This is a genomic window from Fibrobacter sp. UWEL (assembly GCF_900142535.1).
Taxonomy (GTDB): domain Bacteria; phylum Fibrobacterota; class Fibrobacteria; order Fibrobacterales; family Fibrobacteraceae; genus Fibrobacter.
The window spans coordinates 38,228-60,846 of sequence record NZ_FRBE01000021.1 but is presented as its reverse complement, the minus strand read 5'-3'; the positions used below and the strand labels follow the sequence as shown (position 1 = coordinate 60,846).

Annotated in this window: 21 protein-coding genes and 1 pseudogene; 2 read left to right on the top strand and 20 right to left on the bottom strand. The window is 50.6% G+C overall.

What is annotated here, in order from left to right:
- The first annotated feature begins 159 nt into the window (after positions 1–159).
- A complete protein-coding gene (locus BUB59_RS12300) occupies positions 160–1,932 on the top strand; it encodes a hypothetical protein (protein ID WP_143160378.1) in 1,773 nt (590 codons plus the stop codon).
- Between the two features lie 12 nt (positions 1,933–1,944).
- Positions 1,945–2,100 carry a hypothetical protein gene (locus BUB59_RS15400; RefSeq protein ID WP_159433374.1) on the top strand — a complete coding sequence of 52 codons (156 nt, stop codon included), beginning with the start codon at positions 1,945–1,947 and terminating at the stop codon, positions 2,098–2,100.
- A 71-nt stretch (positions 2,101–2,171) separates the two neighbouring features.
- On the opposite strand, the gene ispF is transcribed toward BUB59_RS15400, so the two are convergent.
- From ispF to BUB59_RS12210, 20 genes and pseudogenes are all read right to left on the bottom strand, one after another.
- Complete coding sequence (ispF, locus tag BUB59_RS12295) at positions 2,172–2,657, bottom strand: 2-C-methyl-D-erythritol 2,4-cyclodiphosphate synthase (RefSeq protein WP_073230376.1); 486 nt, start codon at positions 2,655–2,657, stop codon at positions 2,172–2,174.
- A 39-nt stretch (positions 2,658–2,696) separates the two neighbouring features.
- A complete protein-coding gene (locus BUB59_RS15395) occupies positions 2,697–2,852 on the bottom strand; it encodes a hypothetical protein (protein WP_159433373.1) in 156 nt (51 codons plus the stop codon).
- 10 nt (positions 2,853–2,862) lie between these two features.
- The gene (locus tag BUB59_RS12290) at positions 2,863–4,548 is read right to left on the bottom strand and encodes a hypothetical protein (RefSeq protein WP_143160377.1); all 1,686 of its coding nucleotides are present in this window, start codon (positions 4,546–4,548) and stop codon (positions 2,863–2,865) included.
- 137 nt (positions 4,549–4,685) lie between these two features.
- On the bottom strand, positions 4,686–4,841 hold the full coding sequence (locus BUB59_RS15390; RefSeq protein ID WP_159433372.1) for a hypothetical protein: 156 nt from the start codon (positions 4,839–4,841) through the stop codon (positions 4,686–4,688).
- Between the two features lie 11 nt (positions 4,842–4,852).
- Positions 4,853–6,652, bottom strand: coding sequence for a hypothetical protein (locus BUB59_RS12285; RefSeq protein ID WP_073230371.1), 1,800 nt, complete (start codon positions 6,650–6,652; stop codon positions 4,853–4,855).
- Between the two features lie 321 nt (positions 6,653–6,973).
- Positions 6,974–7,318, bottom strand: a complete 345-nt coding sequence (locus BUB59_RS12280) for a hypothetical protein (RefSeq protein WP_073230369.1) — start codon at positions 7,316–7,318, stop codon at positions 6,974–6,976.
- A 53-nt stretch (positions 7,319–7,371) separates the two neighbouring features.
- Positions 7,372–7,755, bottom strand: coding sequence for a four helix bundle protein (locus BUB59_RS15840; protein WP_073230366.1), 384 nt, complete (start codon positions 7,753–7,755; stop codon positions 7,372–7,374).
- A 314-nt stretch (positions 7,756–8,069) separates the two neighbouring features.
- Positions 8,070–9,533, bottom strand: coding sequence for an NADH-quinone oxidoreductase subunit N (locus BUB59_RS12270; protein WP_073230364.1), 1,464 nt, complete (start codon positions 9,531–9,533; stop codon positions 8,070–8,072).
- Positions 9,533–11,215: a complex I subunit 4 family protein gene (locus BUB59_RS12265; protein ID WP_073230362.1), complete on the bottom strand. Its 1,683-nt coding sequence runs from the start codon at positions 11,213–11,215 to the stop codon at positions 9,533–9,535. The genes BUB59_RS12270 and BUB59_RS12265 overlap by 1 nt, the downstream gene beginning before the upstream one ends.
- A complete protein-coding gene (nuoL, locus tag BUB59_RS12260) occupies positions 11,215–13,167 on the bottom strand; it encodes an NADH-quinone oxidoreductase subunit L (protein ID WP_073230360.1) in 1,953 nt (650 codons plus the stop codon). Before nuoL ends, BUB59_RS12265 begins: the two co-directional genes overlap by 1 nt.
- Positions 13,168–13,170: 3 nt before the next feature.
- A complete protein-coding gene (nuoK, locus tag BUB59_RS12255; protein WP_073230357.1) occupies positions 13,171–13,485 on the bottom strand; it encodes an NADH-quinone oxidoreductase subunit NuoK in 315 nt (104 codons plus the stop codon).
- Positions 13,485–14,021, bottom strand: coding sequence for an NADH-quinone oxidoreductase subunit J family protein (locus BUB59_RS12250; RefSeq protein WP_073230355.1), 537 nt, complete (start codon positions 14,019–14,021; stop codon positions 13,485–13,487). The genes nuoK and BUB59_RS12250 overlap by 1 nt, the downstream gene beginning before the upstream one ends.
- Complete coding sequence (locus tag BUB59_RS12245) at positions 14,021–14,593, bottom strand: NuoI/complex I 23 kDa subunit family protein (RefSeq protein WP_234980048.1); 573 nt, start codon at positions 14,591–14,593, stop codon at positions 14,021–14,023. The genes BUB59_RS12250 and BUB59_RS12245 overlap by 1 nt, the downstream gene beginning before the upstream one ends.
- A complete protein-coding gene (locus tag BUB59_RS12240; RefSeq protein WP_073230353.1) occupies positions 14,593–15,948 on the bottom strand; it encodes a complex I subunit 1/NuoH family protein in 1,356 nt (451 codons plus the stop codon). The genes BUB59_RS12245 and BUB59_RS12240 overlap by 1 nt, the downstream gene beginning before the upstream one ends.
- A complete protein-coding gene (locus BUB59_RS12235) occupies positions 15,948–17,543 on the bottom strand; it encodes an NADH-quinone oxidoreductase subunit G (RefSeq protein ID WP_234980047.1) in 1,596 nt (531 codons plus the stop codon). Before BUB59_RS12235 ends, BUB59_RS12240 begins: the two co-directional genes overlap by 1 nt.
- 23 nt (positions 17,544–17,566) lie before the next feature.
- Positions 17,567–18,874, bottom strand: coding sequence for an NADH-quinone oxidoreductase subunit NuoF (gene nuoF / locus BUB59_RS12230; RefSeq protein ID WP_073230348.1), 1,308 nt, complete (start codon positions 18,872–18,874; stop codon positions 17,567–17,569).
- Between the two features lie 2 nt (positions 18,875–18,876).
- Positions 18,877–19,941: an NADH-quinone oxidoreductase subunit NuoE family protein gene (locus BUB59_RS12225; RefSeq protein ID WP_073230346.1), complete on the bottom strand. Its 1,065-nt coding sequence runs from the start codon at positions 19,939–19,941 to the stop codon at positions 18,877–18,879.
- A complete protein-coding gene (locus BUB59_RS12220; protein WP_073230344.1) occupies positions 19,938–21,131 on the bottom strand; it encodes an NADH-quinone oxidoreductase subunit D in 1,194 nt (397 codons plus the stop codon). Before BUB59_RS12220 ends, BUB59_RS12225 begins: the two co-directional genes overlap by 4 nt.
- Positions 21,128–21,733 (bottom strand): NADH-quinone oxidoreductase subunit C, encoded by a 606-nt coding sequence (locus tag BUB59_RS12215; RefSeq protein WP_234980046.1) that lies wholly within the window; start codon positions 21,731–21,733, stop codon positions 21,128–21,130. Before BUB59_RS12215 ends, BUB59_RS12220 begins: the two co-directional genes overlap by 4 nt.
- 138 nt (positions 21,734–21,871) lie before the next feature.
- A pseudogene (locus BUB59_RS12210) lies at positions 21,872–22,372 on the bottom strand (NADH-quinone oxidoreductase subunit B); the annotation flags it as partial.
- Between the last annotated feature and the right edge of the window lie 247 nt (positions 22,373–22,619).

Genomic DNA, 22,619 nt, shown 5'->3' with positions numbered 1-22,619 from the left:
GATGAATGGATGGAAGATAAAGCTTACTTAACCGAGAAGGAGATGGGAAAATCCGCTTTTTGCGCATGAATTTACAGAAAAGGACTTGCCTAATCTTAATTCACATTTCTAACTTTCCAATAGATATACACAACCTGTAATAATACAAGGTTTTTGTTTATGAAAAAAAAACATCTAATTTCTATGGCAATAGCCTTGGCTGGTGCCGTAACCATGGTCCAGGCAGCTAAATGCCCCGACGTCAAAACGTATGGTCAAATCAGTCTTGTAGACTATGGAACCAACAAGTGTCTAGCAGTGATTGACGCCGATGGTGATCATCACAACGAAGCAATTGATATACCTAATACAATCACTGTAGACTCCGTCTACTATTTTAGAAGCAACGCAACCTCATCAAGTAACCAAACAATTGTACTTCCATTCAGTGTGCCGAACGGTTGTTTTTTTGACAATGGTGCATCATTCTACACAATAAAAAAAATATCTCAAGATAATACTTCCCATAAGTGGCGAGCATTACTGAATACCATTTATGTAAAATCAAACGGATTGGAGGCAAACAAGCCATACATTATGAGATTTATCAAGCAAGGAGGCAACAATCTATACTTCAGGCTTGGAAGCAAAAACACGCAAAGCTGTACATTTGACATTAACACGGCCGACGGAGCTAAAACATCCACCGTTTCCGCTAATCCGGATGGGGACGTAAATCTTACAGGAACCTGGACCCTTAAGGGCGTATACGAAAAAAAGACTTGGGATGCAAACGATACAGAACGAAACGTATCCTATGGCTTCGCAAGTTCAGCCACTGAAGACAAGACTATTAGCGTAGGTCAATTTGTAAAAGCCGGAACCACCGCCTCTGTGCCGCCTATGCGCGCCTACCTAGTATACAATAGTAAGGGGACCCTTGGAAAGGTAAGGGCGGTAGCAACTACTGAAAATTCTAACGAACTTCCTGCATCCATGGATGCTATCGTCGTTGATGAATGTTTCCAAGATGGCGATGGCATCTTTGAAGTAAAGAATGTTCTTGATGGAAATGGTTCTGTCGTAAAGACAGCCTGTATCGACGGCCAAAGCAACGCTCGCATGCAGACTCTTAGCATTCCTGAAGGCGTTACCGTGGACTCCGTCGCGTACAACAGAGTCTATACAGCAGGTGACAATCAGCAAACCGTGTATTCAACAATTGTAATGCCATTTAACGCCAATCAACATGGTCAAATAGAGGGCGCAACTTTCTATAAAATTGCCAATATCAAAACCTATTACGATGGTACAAAAAACGTTGTGCAAATTATAGGGCAATGGACCAACGGTTTTGAAGCAAACACGCCCTTTATTGTAGGAGCAACAAGTTCCACCATCAAATTTAATAGGAACATAAATCAATGGAATGCACTTAAGCCGACATTAAAGACAGAAAAAATTAATAATCCAGTCTTTAGCGCAACCTATGAAGAACAGGGAACCACTCAAGGTTACCCAGGCACATGGGAATTAGTAGGTACCTACGAAAAAACAGTCTTTGACGAAACTACAAAGAAAAACGTTTATGGTTTTGTAGCCAACACAAACACCGTAGGCGAAAAGGAATTCCACGCAGGTGAGTTTGTAAAAGCCGGCATCGGAGCAACAGTTCCGCCCATGCGAGCCTACCTCAAATACAATAGTGCAGGACGACTTGCAAAGGCTATCGCAGGTACAACACTTGACGAGACTGAGCTTCCTGAAAGAATTGAGGTGAAGCTTATCGGTAGTGACGGCGAAACTCTGGCAATCGGCCAGATGAACGCCGCCACAGGTGAAATAACCATGGACGAAAACAAATGGTTTGACATGAAGGGTCGTGTTCTGTACAAAAAGCCCACTGCCAAGGGAACATATTATCACAAGGGCCAGAAGGTCATAATTAAGTAAGGGAATTTGAAAATGGAAAAGAAAGAATACACCGCTCCGACTATGACCATCGTACAGCTAACAGCCATGAGCTGCCTGCTCCAGGGATCTGGAGATGGTCCCGAAGTAGATGAATATGAAGGCGAATTTGGAATTAACTTTGAAGCCAACAACAAGAAAAACGCCTAATTACACTCTTTAACAGCAAAAGCCCAGGTTCTTCACCTGGGCTTTTGTTTTATCAATGATAGGAAATGGATTTATTTGCTGCGAACCATGGCCACTGCCTGGGAGGCTATGCCTTCGCCGCGGCCAGTGAAGCCAAGCTTTTCGGTGGTTGTACCCTTAATGCCGATTTGCTTTACGTCAAGTCTCAGCACGCGGGCGATGTTAGCCTTCATCTGGTCCTTGTGGGGGTTCACCTTGGGGCGTTCGCACATGACAATAGCATCAATGTTAATGATGTCATAACCAGCCTTTGCAATTTCCTCCCCCACCTTGCGCAGGAGTTCCAAACTGTCAGCACCCTTAAATGCGGGATCCGTATCCGGGAAGTAGGTGCCGATGTCGCCCAAGCCAGCAGCGCCCAGCAGAGCATCACTAATGGCATGAAGCAACACGTCCGCATCGCTATGACCCAGCAGGCCCTTTTCGTAAGGAATATCCACACCACCGATAATGCACTTGCGGCCTTCCACCAGCTTGTGCACATCAAAACCAATACCAGAACGATAGATCTTGTCCATAGGGAACCTCTTTAATTACGAATCAAAAATAAAAAAGTTTTAGTTGAGTTCGTAATCTTCACCGTCTTCAGAATCATTCTGCAACATGATGCCAAAGCCGGAATCCTGAAGGAGGTTGATGGAAGCCTGCAGTTCTACAATCTTCATCTGGGGAGCAGAATATGCTTTCTTTTCGATTTCTTTTTCCATGTTCATCTCAGCCCCCTTACTTTGCAATGACGGTCGTACGGTTGTTGATGTAAGCACCCTGAGCCTTAGGCTTATTCAGGTTACGACCAGTAATATCATACCAGCGGTCAGCCTTGAAAGCAGCAGCAGGAGCCTTGATGGGATCCAAAGCCAGAGGACCTTCGGTGGGAACGTCTTCTTCAGGATCTTCAGTCACGGGGTCCACAATGATAACCTTCATGGTATCCGGAAGAATAACTGTGGGCACAGATTCTACAGCAGCAGCCATAGCCATTCCCGGTGCAGCAGGCTTGCCCTGAGCAGCGGGAGCTTCATACATGAGATAAGCGCGCATGGGGCGAATGGAGACCTTGTTACCCACCTTTACGAAATTACCGACATCAATACCACTAACTGCAGTGCCTGAGAAACCGTATACCTTACCGATTTCAGCAGCATTTTCGCAAACACTACCGGCTGCGGTGCAAACATTCTGCCAACGTTTCTTGGCGAGTGTTCCAACGAACTTCCAGTTTTCATACGTACTTTCTGTATTTACAGAAGTAGAAGCCTTAATAGTCACAGGTCCAACTATTTCGATTGCAGCCGAATTTGCAGTCAGCAAATAGGGTTTGTACGCCGTAATGCTACTTACAGTAGTTCCAGTCACCACGGTATATTCAGCGTTGACACTAGTGAACTCAGCAACGGTACCTGCAATTTTACTTGCAGCAATATCAAAAGGCAACATAATGGTGGAATAAGCATCAGTCGTAAAGGTACGGTTCAGATAAACCGAATCAACCTCGAAATCCGCAGAAATTGACAAATCTTTGGAATCATCCAAAACAGCAACCAGTTTGTCATTCTGGAAAGACAAGGACGTACCAGAGAGAGTCCCAGAATATTCAAAGGTTTTACTCCCCTCATCAGCACCACCAATGAAAGAGCCCTCCACGCCAACAAAAGAACCTGTATTTGAAAAATTGATAAGAGCAACTTTAGCTCCCGGAGTAGATTTTCCATCCACAGAGCCAGCCCCAACAGCCAACCCAACAGCAGCCCCTACCTTATAGCCATCACTTTCATAACCTATTTTACCTTTATTCGAGGAATTAGACACAACCAATTTAGCATTGGTGCTAACATTTCCCACAAGGCCCGCAATCACATTTCCATAGGTAACCTGCTCGCTTTTGCCATCATTAGTAAAAACACCATTACCGGTCATAGTGACAACACCATCAAAAGAGCAATTGTCAATTACCGACTTAGAGGCCCAAATATTACCGGCAATACCACCAGCCATATATTTATCAACGGCAAAGTAAGAATCCTTGATATTCAAATTGCGGACTTCAGCATCCCCATTTGCTAAAGCACCAAAAAAGCCCACTTCCTGTTCGCCGGTGGCATACAACCCAGAAATGGAGTGGTTCTGTCCATCAAACACGCCGTGATAATATGCAATCGGAGTCCAAACTTTAGCGGGAGTACCATTCAATGCATAATCAGTCAAGACATTTTCATTGACGGTAATATCTGTAGTCAAAATACCGCAAGCATCCTTTTCAGGATTTTCATTCGCATTCACTTTGGCTGCAAATGCAAAAAGATCATCGGAAGTACCTATTTTATAGCATCCGTTTTCATCCTGATCAAGAGCATTTGCCCCAACGGCAAGCACGCCCACAGTCATAGCACTAAGAATAATGCGTTTCATTTCACTCTCCTTCTTGAGTCAAAATGGAAAATACGGCTCGTAATTTAGAAAACAGGTTCTCACCTGTCACTAAAAAAGGAAAGCCCTGTGCGATATGGCACAGGGTTTTGTGATTGACAGTATGATAAACTCAAAACTTAGTTGAGTTCGTAATCTTCACCATCTTCAGAATCGTTCTGCAACATGATGCCAAAGCCAGAATCCTGAAGGAGGTTGATGGAAGCCTGTAATTCTACAACTTTCATTTGGGGAGCAGAATACACTTTCTTTTCGATTTCTTTTTCCATATTCATTTTCAGCCCCCTTACTTGACGATGACGGTCGTACGGTTGTTGATGTAAGCACCCTGAGCCTTAGGCTTATTCAGATTACGACCAGTAATATCGTACCAGCGGTCAGCCTTGAAAGCTGCAGCAGGAGCCTTGATGGGATCCAGAGCCAAAGGACCTTCGGTGGGAACGTCTTCTTCAGGATCTTCAACCACAGGATCCACAATGATAACCTTCATGGTATCCGGAAGAATAACAGTGGGTACAGATTCTACAGCAGCAGCCATAGCCATTCCCGGTGCAGCAGGCTTGCCCTTTGCGACAGGAAGGTTTTCGGAACCTGTATACATAAGGTAAGCGCGCATAGGACGAATAGCAACCTTATTGCCCACCTTTACAAAATTACCAACATGAATGTCACCCACTTCAGAACCAGAAAAACCGTAAACATTACCGATTTCATCAGCATTTTCACACTTGCTAGCATCTGCTTCACATTGATTCTGCCAGCGTTTCTTGGCGGTGGTTCCGATGAAAGACCAGTTATTGACTGTGGTTGTGGTGTTGGCGGGATTAGCCTTCAAGGTTACTGCACCAGAAACAGTCAAAGTGGTACCAGAAGTTTTCAGCAGATACGGAGTATATGCAGCAAGATCACCATTTACCCTAGTACCTTCAACGGCTGTATAAGCATTTTCCTCTGCATTTTTGGTTACGCCAGTAAATGTTGCAAATTCGGTTGCACCCGTAACACTAGTAACAGCAACGCTAAAAGGAAGCATGATAGTGGAATAGACGTCTTTAGTAAAGGAACGATCAAGACGAACTTCATTCACCTTAATATCCTGGGGGATGGAAAGTGTGGTAGCCGCATCATTGAGAGTTGCGACAAGCTTACTTTCTTCGTTAGAGATGGTTACGCCAGAAACATTCGGAATTGCACTGGAATTAACCGCAAGTTCCTTGGCAAGGAGAGAAGCCTGGTAATCGGAATTGGCAACATTCGTGTTATATGCAGTTGCTGCATTCGTACCATTATATTCGGTAACACCTGAAATTTTAGCCGTACACCTTGTTTCCATAGATACAACACCCCAAGACAGCCATTTGACACATCCCACATCAGTCACAGAGAACGTCGCTCCATTTTCTTTATTTCCAACAGGATTGTCCTTAATGCTCTCTGCAGAGATGTAACAGTTAATGAGCGCTACAGAAGAACCTGAATTTGCAAATCCAATCAAGCCGTTTTTATCAGATCCTCCGGACTTACTCGCACCAATCGTACCAGCATTATAACTATTAGCAACAATCAGCTGAGCACCAGTAGCAATGCTACCAACAAGCCCTCCGGTATTTTTATAACCCTTAATGGAGCTTTTATCGTCCACTCCGCAACCATCAATAACAACTCCGGTTCCAGTGACATCACCAACAATACCACCCACACTACTTTGAGCAACGATACTTGCACTACCAAGTATAACGTTTCTTATAACAGCACCACCTGCAACGGAACCAAAAAGGCCAACGTTATCGGAACTATTTCCAGTGAAAGACAAATTGGAAATAGTTTTTCCATTGCCTTCAAAATAACCCGTAAAGCCCATAATAGGAGTCCAGGCGGTAGCTGCTGTCTTAGATGCAGTAGCATCAATATTTCCAGTCACCTGACCGCAAGCGTCAGTTTCGCCGCCGTTCACCTTGGTAGCGAATTCCTTCAATGCGGTATAATCACCTATCTGGTAACAGCCATTATCAGCCTTATTCAAAGCAGCATTCGCCCCAACAGCGCATATCCCTGCCAGTGCAACTGCAAAAAAAGTCTTTTTCATTAGAAAAGTTCCTTCTCAAAAAAATACGGGTTAAAATTTAGAAACGTCCTACCCCATATTAAAGGGTTTTTCTATTCAATTCGTAAGTTTTTTTGTAGCAAATATGCTAAAATGCAAAAAAAACACAAATCTCATGCACAAAAAAACACCCCGCAGGCTTAAACCTACAGGGTGTTCGTCTTAATTACGAGCTTATCGATCCTGACGGGATCCTAGATCCTTCGACTTCGCACCTTCGGTGCTCCGCTCAGGATGACACTCGGGGAACCTTAGGTGCTCCGCTCAGGATGACGATGACGTTAGATGACGAAAGGCTAGCGGTTACTTAGTGGCAAGGGCGGCTTTAAGTTGCGCCTTAAGAGCAGCATTTTCTGCAGTCAGTGAGGCTATTTTCGCATCCTTCCTTGCATTTTTCGCCCTGAGGCTACGAACTTCCTTTTCCTCGGCGCGACGCACATCGCCTGCGCTGACGAAGCCAAGCCTTTGACCAATACTCTGGAATGCCATCTTCAACCTCTTTAATGATGTGCGAGTTACGTACTCACCTAAATATAACTCAATTTTACTGATAAGGGTTGCGCAATCACTCATGCTGATGGTCTTCAGCCTTTCCTCAATCATCGGGAGCATCCTACCATACTTCCCAGCCTTGAAGGCGTATTTCATGGTAATAATGCCAACGGCTGCCTCAACATTTTCATCCGCAAGGCTGATATCAATTACGAATGATGAGTTATGAATGACGAGTTGTCATTTTTAGCGTTGTTTCTCTTGGAAATGGAAACCAACATTTTCAGTAGTTCATTGCAATCCTCATACATTGATTCGTATTGCCTAGCGTTTATGTAATCTGTTTCTTTTAGCAATTCAAGCCAATACAAGGTTTCTGCAGCTTCTTTTTTGGCTATTCCTATTTTCGCAAAGAAATCTGGACGACTTTGCGCGTACGACGCTTCCGTAACATTCGCACCTATGCTTGTTCCGCTTCTGAGTATTTGTTTAGATAAAATGAATTCACATTTCTCTTTGGTAAGAAAACCATAGAGTCTAACGACCCTGATAGCGAAAGCAAAACCTTTATCCCTCAATACGCTATTCCTCATAACTCATATCTCGTAACTAATAATCGTTTATTCTGGGCTAAATTGCCCTGCGGAATAGGCAAACTCCCCTATTCTTTACTATACACGTTGTAATGAGGCCGTTTGAACGAAATTTCTTTGTAAAAAAGATTTTGTCTAAAAAATGTCTAAACAAAAAACACCCCGCAGGCTTAAACCTACAGGGTGTTCTTCTTAATTACGAGCTTATCGATCCTGACGGGATCCTAGATCCTTCGACTTCGCACCTTAGGTGCTCCGCTCAGGATGACACTCGGGGAACCTTCGGTGCTCCGCTCAGGATGACTCTCGGGGAATTACAGTGCTACGCTGGGCATGACGCCCAGGGCCAGGAGCACCAGAGCAGCAACAGCCACGCCGAACTTCAGCAGATAGCTGAAGGGTGCGCTCTTGGCGCAGCAGCACTTGATTTCACATTCGCACTTAGCGGGGGCAAAGAGGACGAAGGCCACGCGGAGGTAGTAGACGGCTGCCACCAGGGACAGGGCGAATGCTACAGCGGCGAGCCAGCCGAGACCACCAGCCATTGCTTCGGAGAACAGGGAGAACTTGGCCAGGAAGCCAGCTGCAGGCGGAAGGCCAGCGAGGCTTGCCAAGCAAACTGCGGTACCCAGGGCAACGAAGGGGCGCTTGCGACCACGGCCGCGGAGATCGTCCAGAGTTTCGTTGCGGTCGTCACGGCCTGCCAGGTAGGCAACACCAGTGAGGGCGCCAGCGGAACCGATTGCGTAGGTCAGCAGGAAGTAGAACATGGAGCTCATCTGGACGGAGCCCTTTTCCACGAATGCGGGGAGCAGGAGGCCGATAACGATGAAGCCAGCGTTCATCACTGCGGAGTATGCCAGGATACGGCGGATGGACTTCTGAGCCAAGCCACCGAAAGCACCGTAGACCATGGAAAGCAGGGAGACGATGATGACCACGTAGTACAGAGCCTTGGGCTGTGCGCCGAAGGTTGCGGGTTCAGCAAGGTTCCAGGCAACAACGCCGGTCTTTGCGGCCAAAGTGCCAAGCCATACAGAAGCGAGAGCGGCAAGAGCGCCCACCTTAACAACGGCAGCCATGAAGCCGGTCACTGCAACGGAAGCGCCGGTGTAAACGTCGGCCACCCAGAAGTGGACGGGAGCTGCACCAGCCTTGAAGAGCAGGCCAATCACGGTGAGGAAGGAACCGATGGCGAACAGAGATTCGCGACCTTCCAGGATCTTGGCGCCGAAATGGGTAGAACCAGTTGCACCGTAGACCAGAGCCACACCGTAGAGGAAGATGGCGCTGAAGATGGAGCCGGAAACGAAGTACTTGAAAGCACCTTCGCCAGCGTTCACGTCCTTACGACGGAGAGCAACCAGAGCGTAAATGGGGAAACTTGCCAGTTCCATACCCAGGAACAGGGCCAGGTAATCCACAGCCTGAGTCATGAGAGCGGCGCCGCAGGTAGCGAGCATCAAGAGTGCGTAAGCTTCGCCACCCTTGAACTTTTCATGACCGAGGGTCCACTGGACACCAGCGATGCCCAGGAAACCGCAGAACAGGACTGCAATGCCCAGGAGGCGGCGAACCGGATCCATAGCGTACAGGCCAAATGCGGTATCGGTAGAAACCAGGTAGTAAGAACCGATAGCTACCAGGAAGAAAGCGGAAGCAATCCAGGGAAGAACCGTGTGCTTGTTTTCATCCTTGAGGAACGGTTCTGTTGCCAGAGTGATGAGGGCGCCAAAGGCGACCAGGATTACCGGCAGAAGAATCATGATGGTATTCATTAGTTGTTACCTCCTTCAGCAGCATTCATTTCTTTCAGCTGAGCGATCAGGGAAGCGCGTTCTTCATCGCTAAAGCCGTTTGCCTTCAGGTTTTCATCCAGCTGCTTGAAGTCATCTTCAGTCATGGGCTGAGCCACGTCTTCGATACCTTCTTCCGGAGCGGGTTCTGCTGCGGGAGCCTCTACCTTCTCCACTTCAGCGGGAGCTTCTTCCTTCACCACTTCAGTGGGAGCCTTCATCTTTTCGATGGTCTCTTCAGAGAGGAGGTTGTAGGAGTTGGAGGTCACGAATGCGGGATGCATACCAAAGACCAGGAGAAGGATTGCCATGATACCGATGGAAGAACCTTCCAGGGCAGTCATGCGAGGACCTTCAACGTATTCGCTCTGAGCCTTGCCGAAGATGACCTTCTGGACAAAGCGGAGCATGTAAGCTGCGGAAAGGATGATGCAGAGACCTGCAACGAGAGCAGGTACGGGACCGATGAGCCACAGGGAAACGAGAACGTTGAATTCACCGATGAAGCCTGCGGTACCGGGAACAGCCAGGGCCATGACAGCCACAAAGCCGAACAGGGTGCCAAACACAGGAGTCTTAGCGGCCAGGCCGCCCAGCTTGTCCAGTTCGCGAGTACCGGTGTAACGTTCTGCAATACCCATCAGGAAGAACTGGGCGCCAGCGGAAAGACCGTGAGCAACCAGGAGGATCAGCACTGCGGGGAACATGGTATCGGTAATGGTGAAAAGACCTGCAACAGCAAGACCAAGGTGACCCATGGAGCTGAAGGCCAGGAGCTTCTTGGCATCCTTAGCGCGGAGAGCCATGAGAGCGCCATAGACGGCAGTCACGAGACCGAGAATCATCATGGGGGTTGCGATGTCCATAGTGCGTTCCGGGAAGACCAGGATCACCCAGTAAAGCATGCCGAACACGCCAGCCTTACTCATTGCACCGGTAAGGATTGCAGAGAGAGGAGCGGGAGCTTCAGCATAGGAGATTGCCTGCCAGCCGTGGAACGGGAAAATCGGAGTCTTCACCAGGAAAGCGAGGAGGAAGCTTACCACGATGGTCATCTGGAGAGAAGGATCCATGGTGTGGAAAGCGCTAGCCAGGGAAATGGGCAGGGCGTTATCAGCGATAGTGAGCATGTACCACAGAGCAACCATCATGGGAGCGGAACCCACGAGAGTGTAGATGGCAAATGTCATAGCAGCCTTGGCCTTTTCCTTGCCGCCGAATGCAGCGATAAGCATTGCAGCGGGAATCACCATTGCTTCGAAGAAGAAGAAGAAGAGAACAGCGTCACCAGCAAGGAAGGTACCGTTCATTGTGCCCATCAAGGCGAAGATGCCGATGGCGAAGTTGCGGTAGTTCTTGCAAGTAGTGTTGCGAGCAGAAATCAGAGCAACCAGAGAGAGCACCGTGGAGAGGAGCACCATCCAGCCGCCAAAGCTGCCGTTATAGAGGAAGTAGTAGACAGGGCCCTTTGCGCCAGGGAGCTTGAACCATTCCACAGGATCGGTGGCCTGGTTGCCAGTGACGAGAAGAGCGACAGACATCACTACGAAAGCGATGCCAAAGAGGAAGGCCATGCGAGAGGAAGACTTAGGATCTTCCTTGGAAGTTGCAACCATGAGGATAGCTGCAACGAACGGGGCCAAGACGAGGAGATTCAGAAGCATTAGATCATACCTCCAGTCAGAAGAACAACAAGTACAAGGACTGCCACACCAGCGATGCTAAGAGCAAGCTGCAGGCGAACCTTGCGTACCTGGAAGGCGGCTGCGCCATCACCCAGAATCAGGGCGATGCTTGCAACCAGCCACTGAGCAAACTGCACCAGTTTATCCACACAGTTGTCGACGATCCAGGCGATGATATTGGTAAGACCAATGAACCAGCCGTGAATGATGTCGAAGAGGAAGGTCCAAGTAGCCTTGCAGCCTTCCGGGCGGGTGCTAGCAGTAGCAGCGGGAACCTTCTTGAATGCCACGTAAGCAATGGCGATACCCACCAGAGCGGCGAGAGTACCGAGAGCGGCAAACATCATGGGGTTCACATGAGCGGCGGAGTGAGCCACAGCCATCTGAGCTTCGCCCACAACCGGAGCGAGAGAGTGTTCGAAGGTGGTGAGACCCAGAGATTCAGCCCAGAGGTAACCAGTACCAACGGCACCAGCAGCCAGGATCACCATGGGGATCAGCATGCAAGCCGGAGCTTCGTGAATGTGAGCTTCGCTTTCCTTGGAACCGCGATATTCACCGAAGAAGGTCATGATAATCAGGCGAGTCATATAAACGGCGGTAATCACTGCGGTGAGAAGGCCGATTGCATAGAATGCAGGACCCATAGGACCACTCATGTACAGCTTTTCAAGAATCAGGTCCTTGGACCAGAAGCCTGCGAAGCCCGGGATACCGATAATGGCAGCGAAAGCGAGAAGCATCACGCCTGCGGTAACGGGAACCTTCTTGGCCAGGCCACCCATCTTGCGCATATCCTGTTCGCCAGACAGAGCATGAATCACTGCACCGGCACCGAGGAAGAGAGCTGCCTTGAAGAAGGCATGGGTAAAGACGTGGAAGATGGAAGCGTCAAAGGCAGCCACACCTGCAGCCATGAACATATAGCCCAGCTGAGAGATAGTGGAGTAAGCCAGCACCTTCTTGATGTCGTTCTGGAAGAGACCAGAAACAGCAGCCCAGAAAGCAGTCAGAGCACCAACAACAGTGATGATGGTCAGAACGCTGGGCAGAACTGCGAACATGGTAGAAAGACGAGCCAGCAGGTAAACGCCGGAGGTCACCATGGTTGCAGCATGGATCAATGCAGACACCGGAGTAGGACCAGCCATTGCATCGGGCAACCAAGTGAGAAGAGGAATCTGAGCGGACTTACCAGTGCAACCAATGAAGAAGCAGATACCAGCAGCGGTGAGAGCCGGCATGATAATCACGACCTGGCCGCCAGCGATTGCGTTCTTGAGGAAGGCAATCAGGGTATCATAGTTCAGAATGGAAGAGGACTGCGCAAAGTTCAGGCCCAGGAAGATGAGGATCAGCATACCCACGAGGAAGCCGATGTCACCAACGCGGTTGACGATGAAAGCCTTGTTAGCAGCCTTGCAGTTATCCTTATCATGGTTCCAGAAGCCAATCAGCAGGTAGGAGCAGAGACCCACGCCTTCCCAACCGAAGAAGGTAAGCATCAGGTTATCGCTCAACACCAGCACGATCATGCTGAAGAGGAACAAGTTGATGTAGGAGAAGAAGCGAGCGAAACCGCGGTCACCGTGCATGTAGCCGATGGAGTAAAGGGCAATCAGAGAGCCGATGCCAGTTACGAACAGCAACATAATGCGGGACAGGTTATCGAACAGGAAGCCCACATTCACATTGAGGAATGCAAGGTCGATCCAGTTGCAAACAACGCTGCGGATGCCTTCTTCAGGCATGTTCAGGGAGAGAACCACAACGCTTGCGAAGGCAAGAGCGGGGAACAGTACTGCGAGAGCACCCACCAGACCTTCAGAAGGGCCCTTCTTGCTACCGGAAGATGCTACGGCAATGATGCCCAGCAGGATCGTACCGATCAGCGGGAAAAGCGGAATGAACCAAAGCGGTAAATTTGTCATGGCTTACCCCTTCATGTTAGTGAAAGAGTCAGAGTCAACGCTTTCACGGTTACGGAAAATCAGGATCACCAGAGCGAGGCCAACGCAAGCTTCTGCGGCGGCAACTGCAATAGTGAACAGCGGGACGATCTGACCAGCAGTACTCAGGGCTGCGGGCAGAGTCTTTGCAAAACCAACCATGCTCAGGTTCACTGCGTTCAGGGCGAGTTCAACACCCATCAGCACGAAGAAGATATTGCGGCGGGAAATTGCGACAGTCAGGCCGATGGTGAAAATCACCAGGGCGAGAATCTGAATGTACATAGCTTGGAGTTCCATTATTTTTCCTCCTTTTCAGACACTTCAGAACCCAGGCGCTTCTTAGCCATGAGAACTGCAGCAGCCATAGAAGACAGAAGCAACAGACCGAGAACTTCAAACAAGATGAAGTAACCGGGGCCGTTCTGAGCCATGTTGAACAAGGTCTCGGAAGTGAACTTCACGCTGCCACGGATAGTCGTAGCGTCGAATGCGAGAGGAGCACGAACCAGGACGAAGCCAACCAGACCGCAAAGAACAACAACTGCGGGAACGACGAACAGGGAAACCTTGTCGAAACGGGGAGTGTTGTTATCCTTGCCAGCGTTCAGCACCATGATCACGAAGGTCAGGAGCATGACGATTGCACCGGCATAAACCATGATCTGGACCACACCGATGAAAGGGCTACCCAGCAGGCCGTAAATGCCAGCGAGGGAAAGCATGGAAAGGATGAGGGAAAGAGCACCATACAGAGGGTGCTTGGCCAGGAGCACGCAGATGGCAGAACCAATTGCGATAACTCCAAGTACGATGAAATAAATCAGGGCGAGCATTAGTTTTTAACCTCCATTCCCCAGACCTTGCGGGCCTCGGCGTTCTTGGTACCGCCCGGAGCCATCTGGCTCTGTGCGTCATCGGGGTAATCCTTGGGATCCCAGTTAATGAGATCAGCCATGTGAGCCACGAATTCTTCACGGGTGCGGTGTTCAAATACGATTTCCTTGGTATCCATGCGGAGGGCATCTACCGGGCAAGCTTCTGCGCAAAGACCGCAGAACACGCAGACCAGATGGTCGATGTCGAAACGCATGACGCGCTTTTCGATACGGGGATCATCGGACTGAGTTGCTTCGATGAAGATACAGTGAGCAGGGCAAGCAGCAGCGCACATACCGCAGGCAACGCAACGAGGAGTGCCATCGGGGCGCAGCATCAAGCGATGCTTTGCACGGTAAGTCGGGAGAATTTCCGGCTGACCTTCAGGATAGGAAATGGTGGGCAGCTGTTCATAGCGGAAGAAACCGCGGGCAGCGTGCTTGAGGGTGGTCCAAAGACCACGCATAGCCTCGAAAATGTAGAGGCGTTCCACCCAGTTCATGGGCTTCTGTTTAATAATACGAGCCATTAGTTACTACCTCCCACAAGCTTTGCAACAACTGCAGTCACAATGAGGTTCAGGATAGCGATGTTAAGAATGATCTTCCAGCCCAAGTGCATGACGTGGTCATAACGGAAGCGGGGCAGAGTCCAGCGGACCCAAATCCAGACCCAGCAGAACATCACGCTCTTGACTACGAGTACCAGCAGATGAATCACTGCGGTGCCAAGGGCGGTAGCCAAGGTGTTTGCACCACTTGCAGTGTGAGCGATTTCCGGGGTGTAGAACATCCAAGCGCAGATTGCTGCAGCGACGAACACTACAGCAGCGATGCCGCCCACCAGGTTGTACAGCTTGTATTCCTGAAGGATGACCATCTTGTTGGACTGCTTGGAAGCGCGGAGCTTCTTGGAGTAGCGATGGACCATGTGGAGGAATGCAAGAGCCAGGAAAGCAAGCACGCCGCAAAGAACGGCGAGAGTGCCGCCCATGTGAGCCTGCATGGTTTCAGTGGTAACGAACGGTACAGAGTAGCCACCCAGGAAGAGGGTTGCCACCAGGAAGGAAGCGATACAGATATGAGCGTATTCACCCATGTAGAACATACCGAACTGCATAGCACCATATTCAGTATGGTAACCAGCAACCAGTTCAGGTTCACCTTCAGCAACGTCGAAGGGAGCACGACCGGTTTCGGCGATAGTTGCAATGAGGAAGCAGAAGAATGCCACAGGCTGGGCAACGATACCCCAGACGTGGTGTTCCTGCCAGCTGACGATGTCGGTCAGGTTGAAAGAACCTGCGAGAACCAGGAGGCCCATCATGGAGAGGCCCTGGCAGACTTCGTAGCTCACGGTCATTGCGGAAGTACGGAGAGAACCCAGGTAGCTGTACTTAGACTTGGATGCCCAACCAGAAAGAACTGCACCGTAGGCAGACAGGGAGGACAGACCGAAGAGAAGCAGGATACCTACATCGGAATCCAGGATGGAACCGGAGATGTTCACAGCCTTGCCACCCCATTCGAAAGCCAGAGGGCCGAACCAGGGAATGACGCAGGGAGAAAGGAAGACGATCGCAAAGGGAATTGCAGGTCCCAGATAGTACAGGAACTTGCTGGAGCCCTTAGGAGCAAACATTTCCTTGAAGAACAGCTTGGTACCGTCGCACATGTTCTGCACATAGCCGAACAGACGAACCTTACCGAAGACGGGGAACTTGATGTAGGAACGGTTAGGTCCCTGACGGTCCTGCATAAAGCCGGCGCCACGGCGTTCCATAGGAATCAAGAGAAGGATGTAGAGGACCGGCACGAAGCAGAAGGCGAACTTTGCGATCGTGATCAGCCATTCAACCCAAGTTTTGGATTCGATAATATCCATTATGCGTTACCTCCTTCGAGATGAAGGCCAGTGCTCTTGATGCAGTCGTAAGCGAGGCCAGCCAGAGCCGGAGCGTATTCGGCAGCCTTCTTGAAAGCGTCATAGGCACAGGTGAAGGTGTTACCAGCAAGTTCAGAAAGAACTTCGTATGCGGGCTTCAGTTCTGCATCCGGGCAGGTGGGAGCAGCGTTCAACTTCTGGAGAATGTTGAGGCTGTTGACCATGGTGCCCTGAACTTCGCTCCAGTGCTTGATACCGAAAGCGAGAGTTGCCTTGGCAGCGGTTTCGTCGTTGAAAGCAGAAAGAACGATACGGGTCGGAATCTTTTCGATTACGTCCATGGACTTGTTGCCTTCGCCAACGATGTTGTTGTTCACGCAGACCAATACAGAGTAGTTGGAAACATTCTGAGCCAGATCCCACAGATTGTCATCCGGGAGACCCAGGAGCTTGAAGCCTGCGCGGTTGGCCATGGGGTCACCGCTCTTGGCAATGCCATCGGGTTCGGACTTCAGCTTGAGAGAACCGGCGAAGATATCAGCGCGGTCGCCCAGGGAATCATTCAGCATGCGGAGAGCTGCCAGGTCTTCGATGGTGCATTCGCCACCAGCCACCAGAGCAATCTTGCCAGAAGCAGAAGCCAGAGCTTCCTTCATGATGTGCATGCCACCGATAGCGGGCAGACGATTCTGATTGAAGGTCTGGAAAGCGAGACGGCTGGTATTGGAGAGCCAGCTACGGTTCACTTCCGGATTGCAACGGGGCATCATACGGTAGATCTTACCATCAGCATGATCCAGCCAGATGTTTGCGCCCAGAGAGTCATCCATAGAGATGGTGGGAGTGTGGCTCAGGAGCCATACACGCTTCTGGAAGCGGAAGTACTTGGCGGTCATTGCACCGGTGGGGCACACGTCAGTGACGCAGAGGTCATATTCGTGGTCCAGCTTTTCGCCGGGGAAAGTAGAGATGTAAGTGTGGTCGGCACGGCCAGCAAGCTGCAGCTGTTCGTCCTTGGCAATGGTACGCATGAAACGCACGCAACGGTCGCACTGCACGCAACGTTCTTCGTCCAGAAGGATGCGGGGACCGATGTCCACATGCTTACCGCCACGGACCTGACCCTTGTTGTCCACGAACTGGTGGGCAGGATTGCCGTGATAGTTCTTGCCATATTCCGGACGCATACGGCCTTCGTTCTGTCCAGCTTCCATGTAGTTTTCCTGCAGGGTACATTCACCGGCCTTGTCGCAAATGGGGCAATCCAGCGGATGGTTCACCAGCATGAATTCCTGAGTAGCCTTGCGGGCGTTCTTCACGCGGGCAGAGGAAGCAGGAGTGTAGATTTTCATACCAGGAGCAACAGGAGTATAGCAGGCAATGACCAGCATACGACCGCGGGGGCCTTCCTGTTCGACCAGGCACTGACGGCAGTTACCAGAAACCGGCAGATACGGATGGTAACAGACGTGGGGAGTTTCGATCCCGATAGCCTTGAGGGCTTCGAGGAGGTTTGTATCGCCAGGAACCATGACGGCCTTGTCATCCACGAAGATTTCCACCTTCGGGCTGTTTTCGGTCGGGAGTTTCGGCATGTTATAGAAGTTACTCATAATGATTACCAGAAGATTCCAGGACGATAAGTTTCTTGTACACGGGGCTTTGCGTGATCCGGATTCTTTGCGATGTATTCGTCAAAGTCTGCACGGAACTTGGCACTGTAGGCGCCAACCGGGCCGCCCAAGGAAATGGACAGCGGGCAAATAGTCACACCACCGAAACCACCACAGAGGCTCTGCATCAGTTCCACGTCACCATCGTGGCCCTTGCCTTCGACGATGAGGTTCAGGATGCGGTGCAGAAGACCGGTACCTTCGCGGCAGGGAGTGCACTGGCCGCAGGATTCGTGGCTGTAGAAGTTACCCAGCACGTTCAGCAGGTCCACCATGTTGTGAGTATCGTTGATCACGATCATGGCGCCGGAACCGAACATGGTCTTCATGGAAGCCAGGCATTCGTAATCCATGGTAGCCTGTTCAGCTTCTTCTGCGGTCAGGGGAGCGCAAGAAGAACCACCGGGCAGCACAGCCTTCAGCTTGCCACCAACGACGCCACCAGCGTATTCGTTGATCATGGTCATCATGGGAGTGCCCAGAGGAGCTTCGTACACGCCCGGATTCTTCACGTCACCGGAAATGCAGAACACCTTGGTACCACCTGCACGAGGAGTACCCATCTTGGCGTATTCGCTAGGATCGTGCTTCAGGATCCAGGGAAGTGCCATAATGGTTTCTACGTTGTTCACGCAGGTAGGAGACTTCCAAGCACCGCTCACAGCCGGGAAAGGCGGCTTCAGGCGGGGCTGACCCTTCTGGCCTTCGAGAGAGTTAATGAGTGCGGTTTCTTCACCGCAAATGTAGGCGCCAGCACCACGATGGACGAAGATATCGAAGCAGAACTTAGTTCCGCAGATGTTTTCGCCAAGGTAGCCAGCGGCATAAGCCTGGTTCAAAGCCTTGTTCAGGCTTTCGATGCAGGGCAGGAATTCGCCACGGCAGTAGATGTATGCAGCGCGAGAGCCCAGAGCCCAGGCAGCGATAATCAAGCCTTCGATCAGGCGATGGGGATCTTCCAGCATGAGGAAGTGGTCCTTAAAGGTACCGCCTTCGCCTTCGTCAGCGTTCACCACGATGTACACAGGCTTACCGGTACCGCGGGGCACGAAGCTCCACTTCATACCAGTGGGGAAGCCTGCACCACCACGGCCACGCAGGTTGGTGCGCTGCACGTAGTCGATGAGCTCGAACTGGCTCATGTTGAACAGACGTTCGGAAATGTTTTCGTAGCCGCCCAGCTTCTTGTAGACTTCAATGTCCTGGGCGCCCTTGCCGAAGTTTTCAGTACAAACTTTTACGCATTCTGCCATAATTATACCTTCTTCTCTTCCACCGGGGCGGGCTTTTGAGTGGTGACAGCAACAGCGGAAGGCTTAGCAACGCGTTCGCCAGAGGTAGCGATCATGCGATATTCATCGCCGACCTTACCAGCAGCATCCACAAATGCCTTGTCCTTGACGCCGGGTTCGCCAACAGCGACCCATTCAGAACCGTTCTTCTTTTCCACCACGATCTTGGTGAATTCCGGAGCGCCCTTCCAAGTGAGGGTAGCGCCGGTTTCGTCGGCTTCAGCCTTGACGCAGAGAACGGGGCTAGGAGGAGCATAGTCGTTGACCTGAGGCTTTGCAGTTGCACCAGGAGCACCCGGGTGACCGCAGTGGCCCTTCACGATACCGCCCAGCACGTCGTGCTTGGGAACGTTATTGGCGTGAGCCTTGCACCAGTCAACGATGCGGTCGATGGAAGCTTCGGTCAGAGTAGTACCGCGCTTCATCTTCAGTTCGCCATCCACAACGTCAGTGGCAAAATCATCGTTCACCAGCATCATGGGGCCATTGCCGCAGGAGCCCAGGCATTCTACCTGGAGGATGGTGAACATGCCATCGGGAGTGGTTTCGCCGGACTTGATGCCCAGCTTGTTTTCCACGTACTTGATCAGAGGCTGAGCGCCCTTGATAGCGCAGCTGATGTTGCGGCAGAACTGCAACAGGAACTTGCCCTTGGGAGCGTGATTGTACATGGTATAGAAAGTTGCAACGCCAAGAGCGTGAGCAGGAGCGCAACCGCAGACATTTGCAGCCCAGCGGATACCTTCGGTGGGAACCCAGCCGAATACACCCTGCACGAGCCACAGGACTTCCAGGAGAGCGCCCTGGCCTTCAGGATAGCGGCTCAGGAGATCTGCACAACGTTCCTTGATTTCGGGAGCGTTCAGCTTGTCCAGCACTTCCTTAGTAGGAGGCTGGGGCTGTGCCTTGTGGACGTGGCCAAAAGTTTCAGCCGGATCCGGCAGAGCACCAATGGGCTGCTGCGGGCGATCGAACTTCAGGTTGTTGTTTGCAACGACCTGAACGGCACCTTCAATATGTTCTCTCATCGGTCGAGTTCTCCTGCAATCATGTTGAGGCCAGGCAGAGTTGCCATGGAGTCAGCAAGGGTAAGGCCTTCAACCAGGTAGTTGAAAGCAGAAACGTGAGCGAGGCTCGGGGAACGAACCTTGATACGGTACGGATGACCGGAACCATCGGAAACGATGGTGAAGCCCAGTTCGCCGTTAGCACATTCGGTACCGCAGTAGAATTCGCCTTCCGGTACGCGGATGCCTTCGTAAACGCTCTTGAAACGGCCAATGAGGCCTTCCATATCCTGGTAAGCCATCTTGTGGGACGGCACGCGGATACGCGGGTCGACGATGTCGATGGGACCCGGAGCGAGGCGCTTGAGAGCCTGGCGAACGATCTTCACGGATTCTTCAATTTCGTACAGACGAACCTGGAGACGGTCGTTGGAGTCACCATTGGTGCCCACCACAACATCCCAGTCGTAGGTTTCGTAGTCGTAGTAAGGTTCATCCTTACGCAGGTCGCTTTCTACGCCGGTAGCACGGAGTACAGGGCCGGTCCAGCCGTAGCTGATAGCGTCTTCCTTGGAGATCTTGGCAACGCCAACGGTACGATCCAGGAAGATACGGTTACGATCCAAGCAAGCGTGGAGGTCCTTGAGGGCCTTTTCCACAGACTTACAGGCAGCGAGAACTTCGTCTTCGAAACCATTGTAAGTGTCGCGATAGAGACCACCGATACGGGCATAGCTGTTGGTCAGACGAGCGCCAGTGAGCTTTTCCCAAATCAGCATGATTTCTTCGCGGGGATTAAATGCATACATGAACGGAGTGGTACCGCCAAGGTCCTGGAATGCAGCGGCCACGCAGATGAAGTGGTCGTTGATACGGGATAATTCGTTCACAATAACACGAATAACCTTGTTACGTTCAGGAATTTCGATACCGAACATCTTTTCTACGCTACGGCAGAAAGCGATGTTGTTCATCATGGCAGAGCAGTAGTTCAGACGGTCAGTGTACGGGAGAGCCTGCTGCCAGGTGCCGCGTTCCACCATCTTTTCGAAACCACGGTGCATAAAGCCGATTTCGCTGACGCCAGCAACGATGGTTTCGCCATCGAGAGCGGTAAGCAAACGCACGCAGTGATGGGTGGCCGGATGGGTCGGACCCACGTTCAGAGCCATCAGGCTCTGCTTTTCGCCATTCGGATCTAATACGATCATGCCTTAATACTCCCTTCAAGAAAATCTTCATCAACGGGATCCACTTCTTCGGAGCGTTCGATGACCTTGTAACCCTTGGATTCAAGGCGCTGTTCCAGAACGGGAAGCAGGAAGTCGCTGGTAGAAAGCCACTGACGCTTGTGGGCAGGATAATCCTTGCGAAGCGGGTGACCAACAAATTCAATGTGGTTCAAAATACGACGGAGGTCGGGGTGGCCAGTGAACTTAACTCCATACTGGTCAAAGACTTCACGTTCAAGCCAGTCTGCGCTCTTGTACAGGTCGGTAATGGACTGGACCTGGAGGTCTGCCTCGCTGACCAGCACCTTAAGACGGATGCGGGCCCCGACGGTAGACATGCTCTTGAAAGAATAGGAGACCGCAAAGCGGGGACCTTCATGGTTGGGATAAGTCAGGTAGTCGATACCAGCTGCATCCAGGAGCATTTCCATCTTGGCAGGAGCTTCATTCTTGATGTATTCCACTGCGCTATGGAAGTTTTCCTTGGGGACGATTACGCAAGCGTCCCACTTGGCAGCCTGGTCCGGTGTTGCACCGAACTTGGCCCCCAGGACTTCGATCATCTTGTCTACGGATTCCATTCCTTACTCCTTCCAGAACTGGGCTTTCTTCACCAGCTTCTGTTCCTTTTCAATCAGGAAATTCTTGGCATCGGCGATCTTTTCGCTGGCCAGAGCCTTAGCTTCAGCCTTGGCTTCGGCGGTCTTGGCCTTGATGAGTTCAAGCTGTTCCTTGACGCGTTCGGCGCGCTGCTTCATGAAGGACTCGTCCTTGATCTTGTTCTGCAGGTCAAACATGGCGTCGAAGAATGCTTCCGGACGGCTGGGGCAGCCACCGATATAAACGTCTACGGGGATAATGTGGTCAATACCCGGAACGGTGCAGTAGCAGTCATAGAAACCGCCAGAGCTTGCACAAGCACCCATGGCGATAACCCACTTGGGTTCAGCCATCTGCTCGTACATACGCTTCAGAATCGGAGCCTGCTTATAAGTAATGGTGCCGGACACCAGCAGGACGTCGGACTGACGCGGGGTAAAGCGCACGTATTCAGAACCGATACGGGAAAGGTCATAGCGGCCCACTTCCGTACTCATGAATTCGATTGCACAGCAAGCCGTACCATAAGGGAACGGCCACAGGGAATTGGTACGACCCCAGTTGACCAGGAAGTCAAGGGAGGACGTAATGAAATTCGGCTTTTCTGCCTCTGTACTCATAGGAGATTACCTCATAAAATGCAGCCCAAAGATAGAAAAACTGAAAATCCAGGCAGAGGCAATTTACAAACTCGGAACGAAAACTCCCCCCAGGGCCCTCCTAAAAATTAGACACCTCTAACTCCAATAAAAAATTTGAATTATATTTTCCGCTTTATTTTAAAGAAAGTATTTTCAACAACGTTGTGTTAGATTCATCACATTTTAAGCAGGGTTTTTAAAATCCTGGTTGAAAGTATCTTGCGGA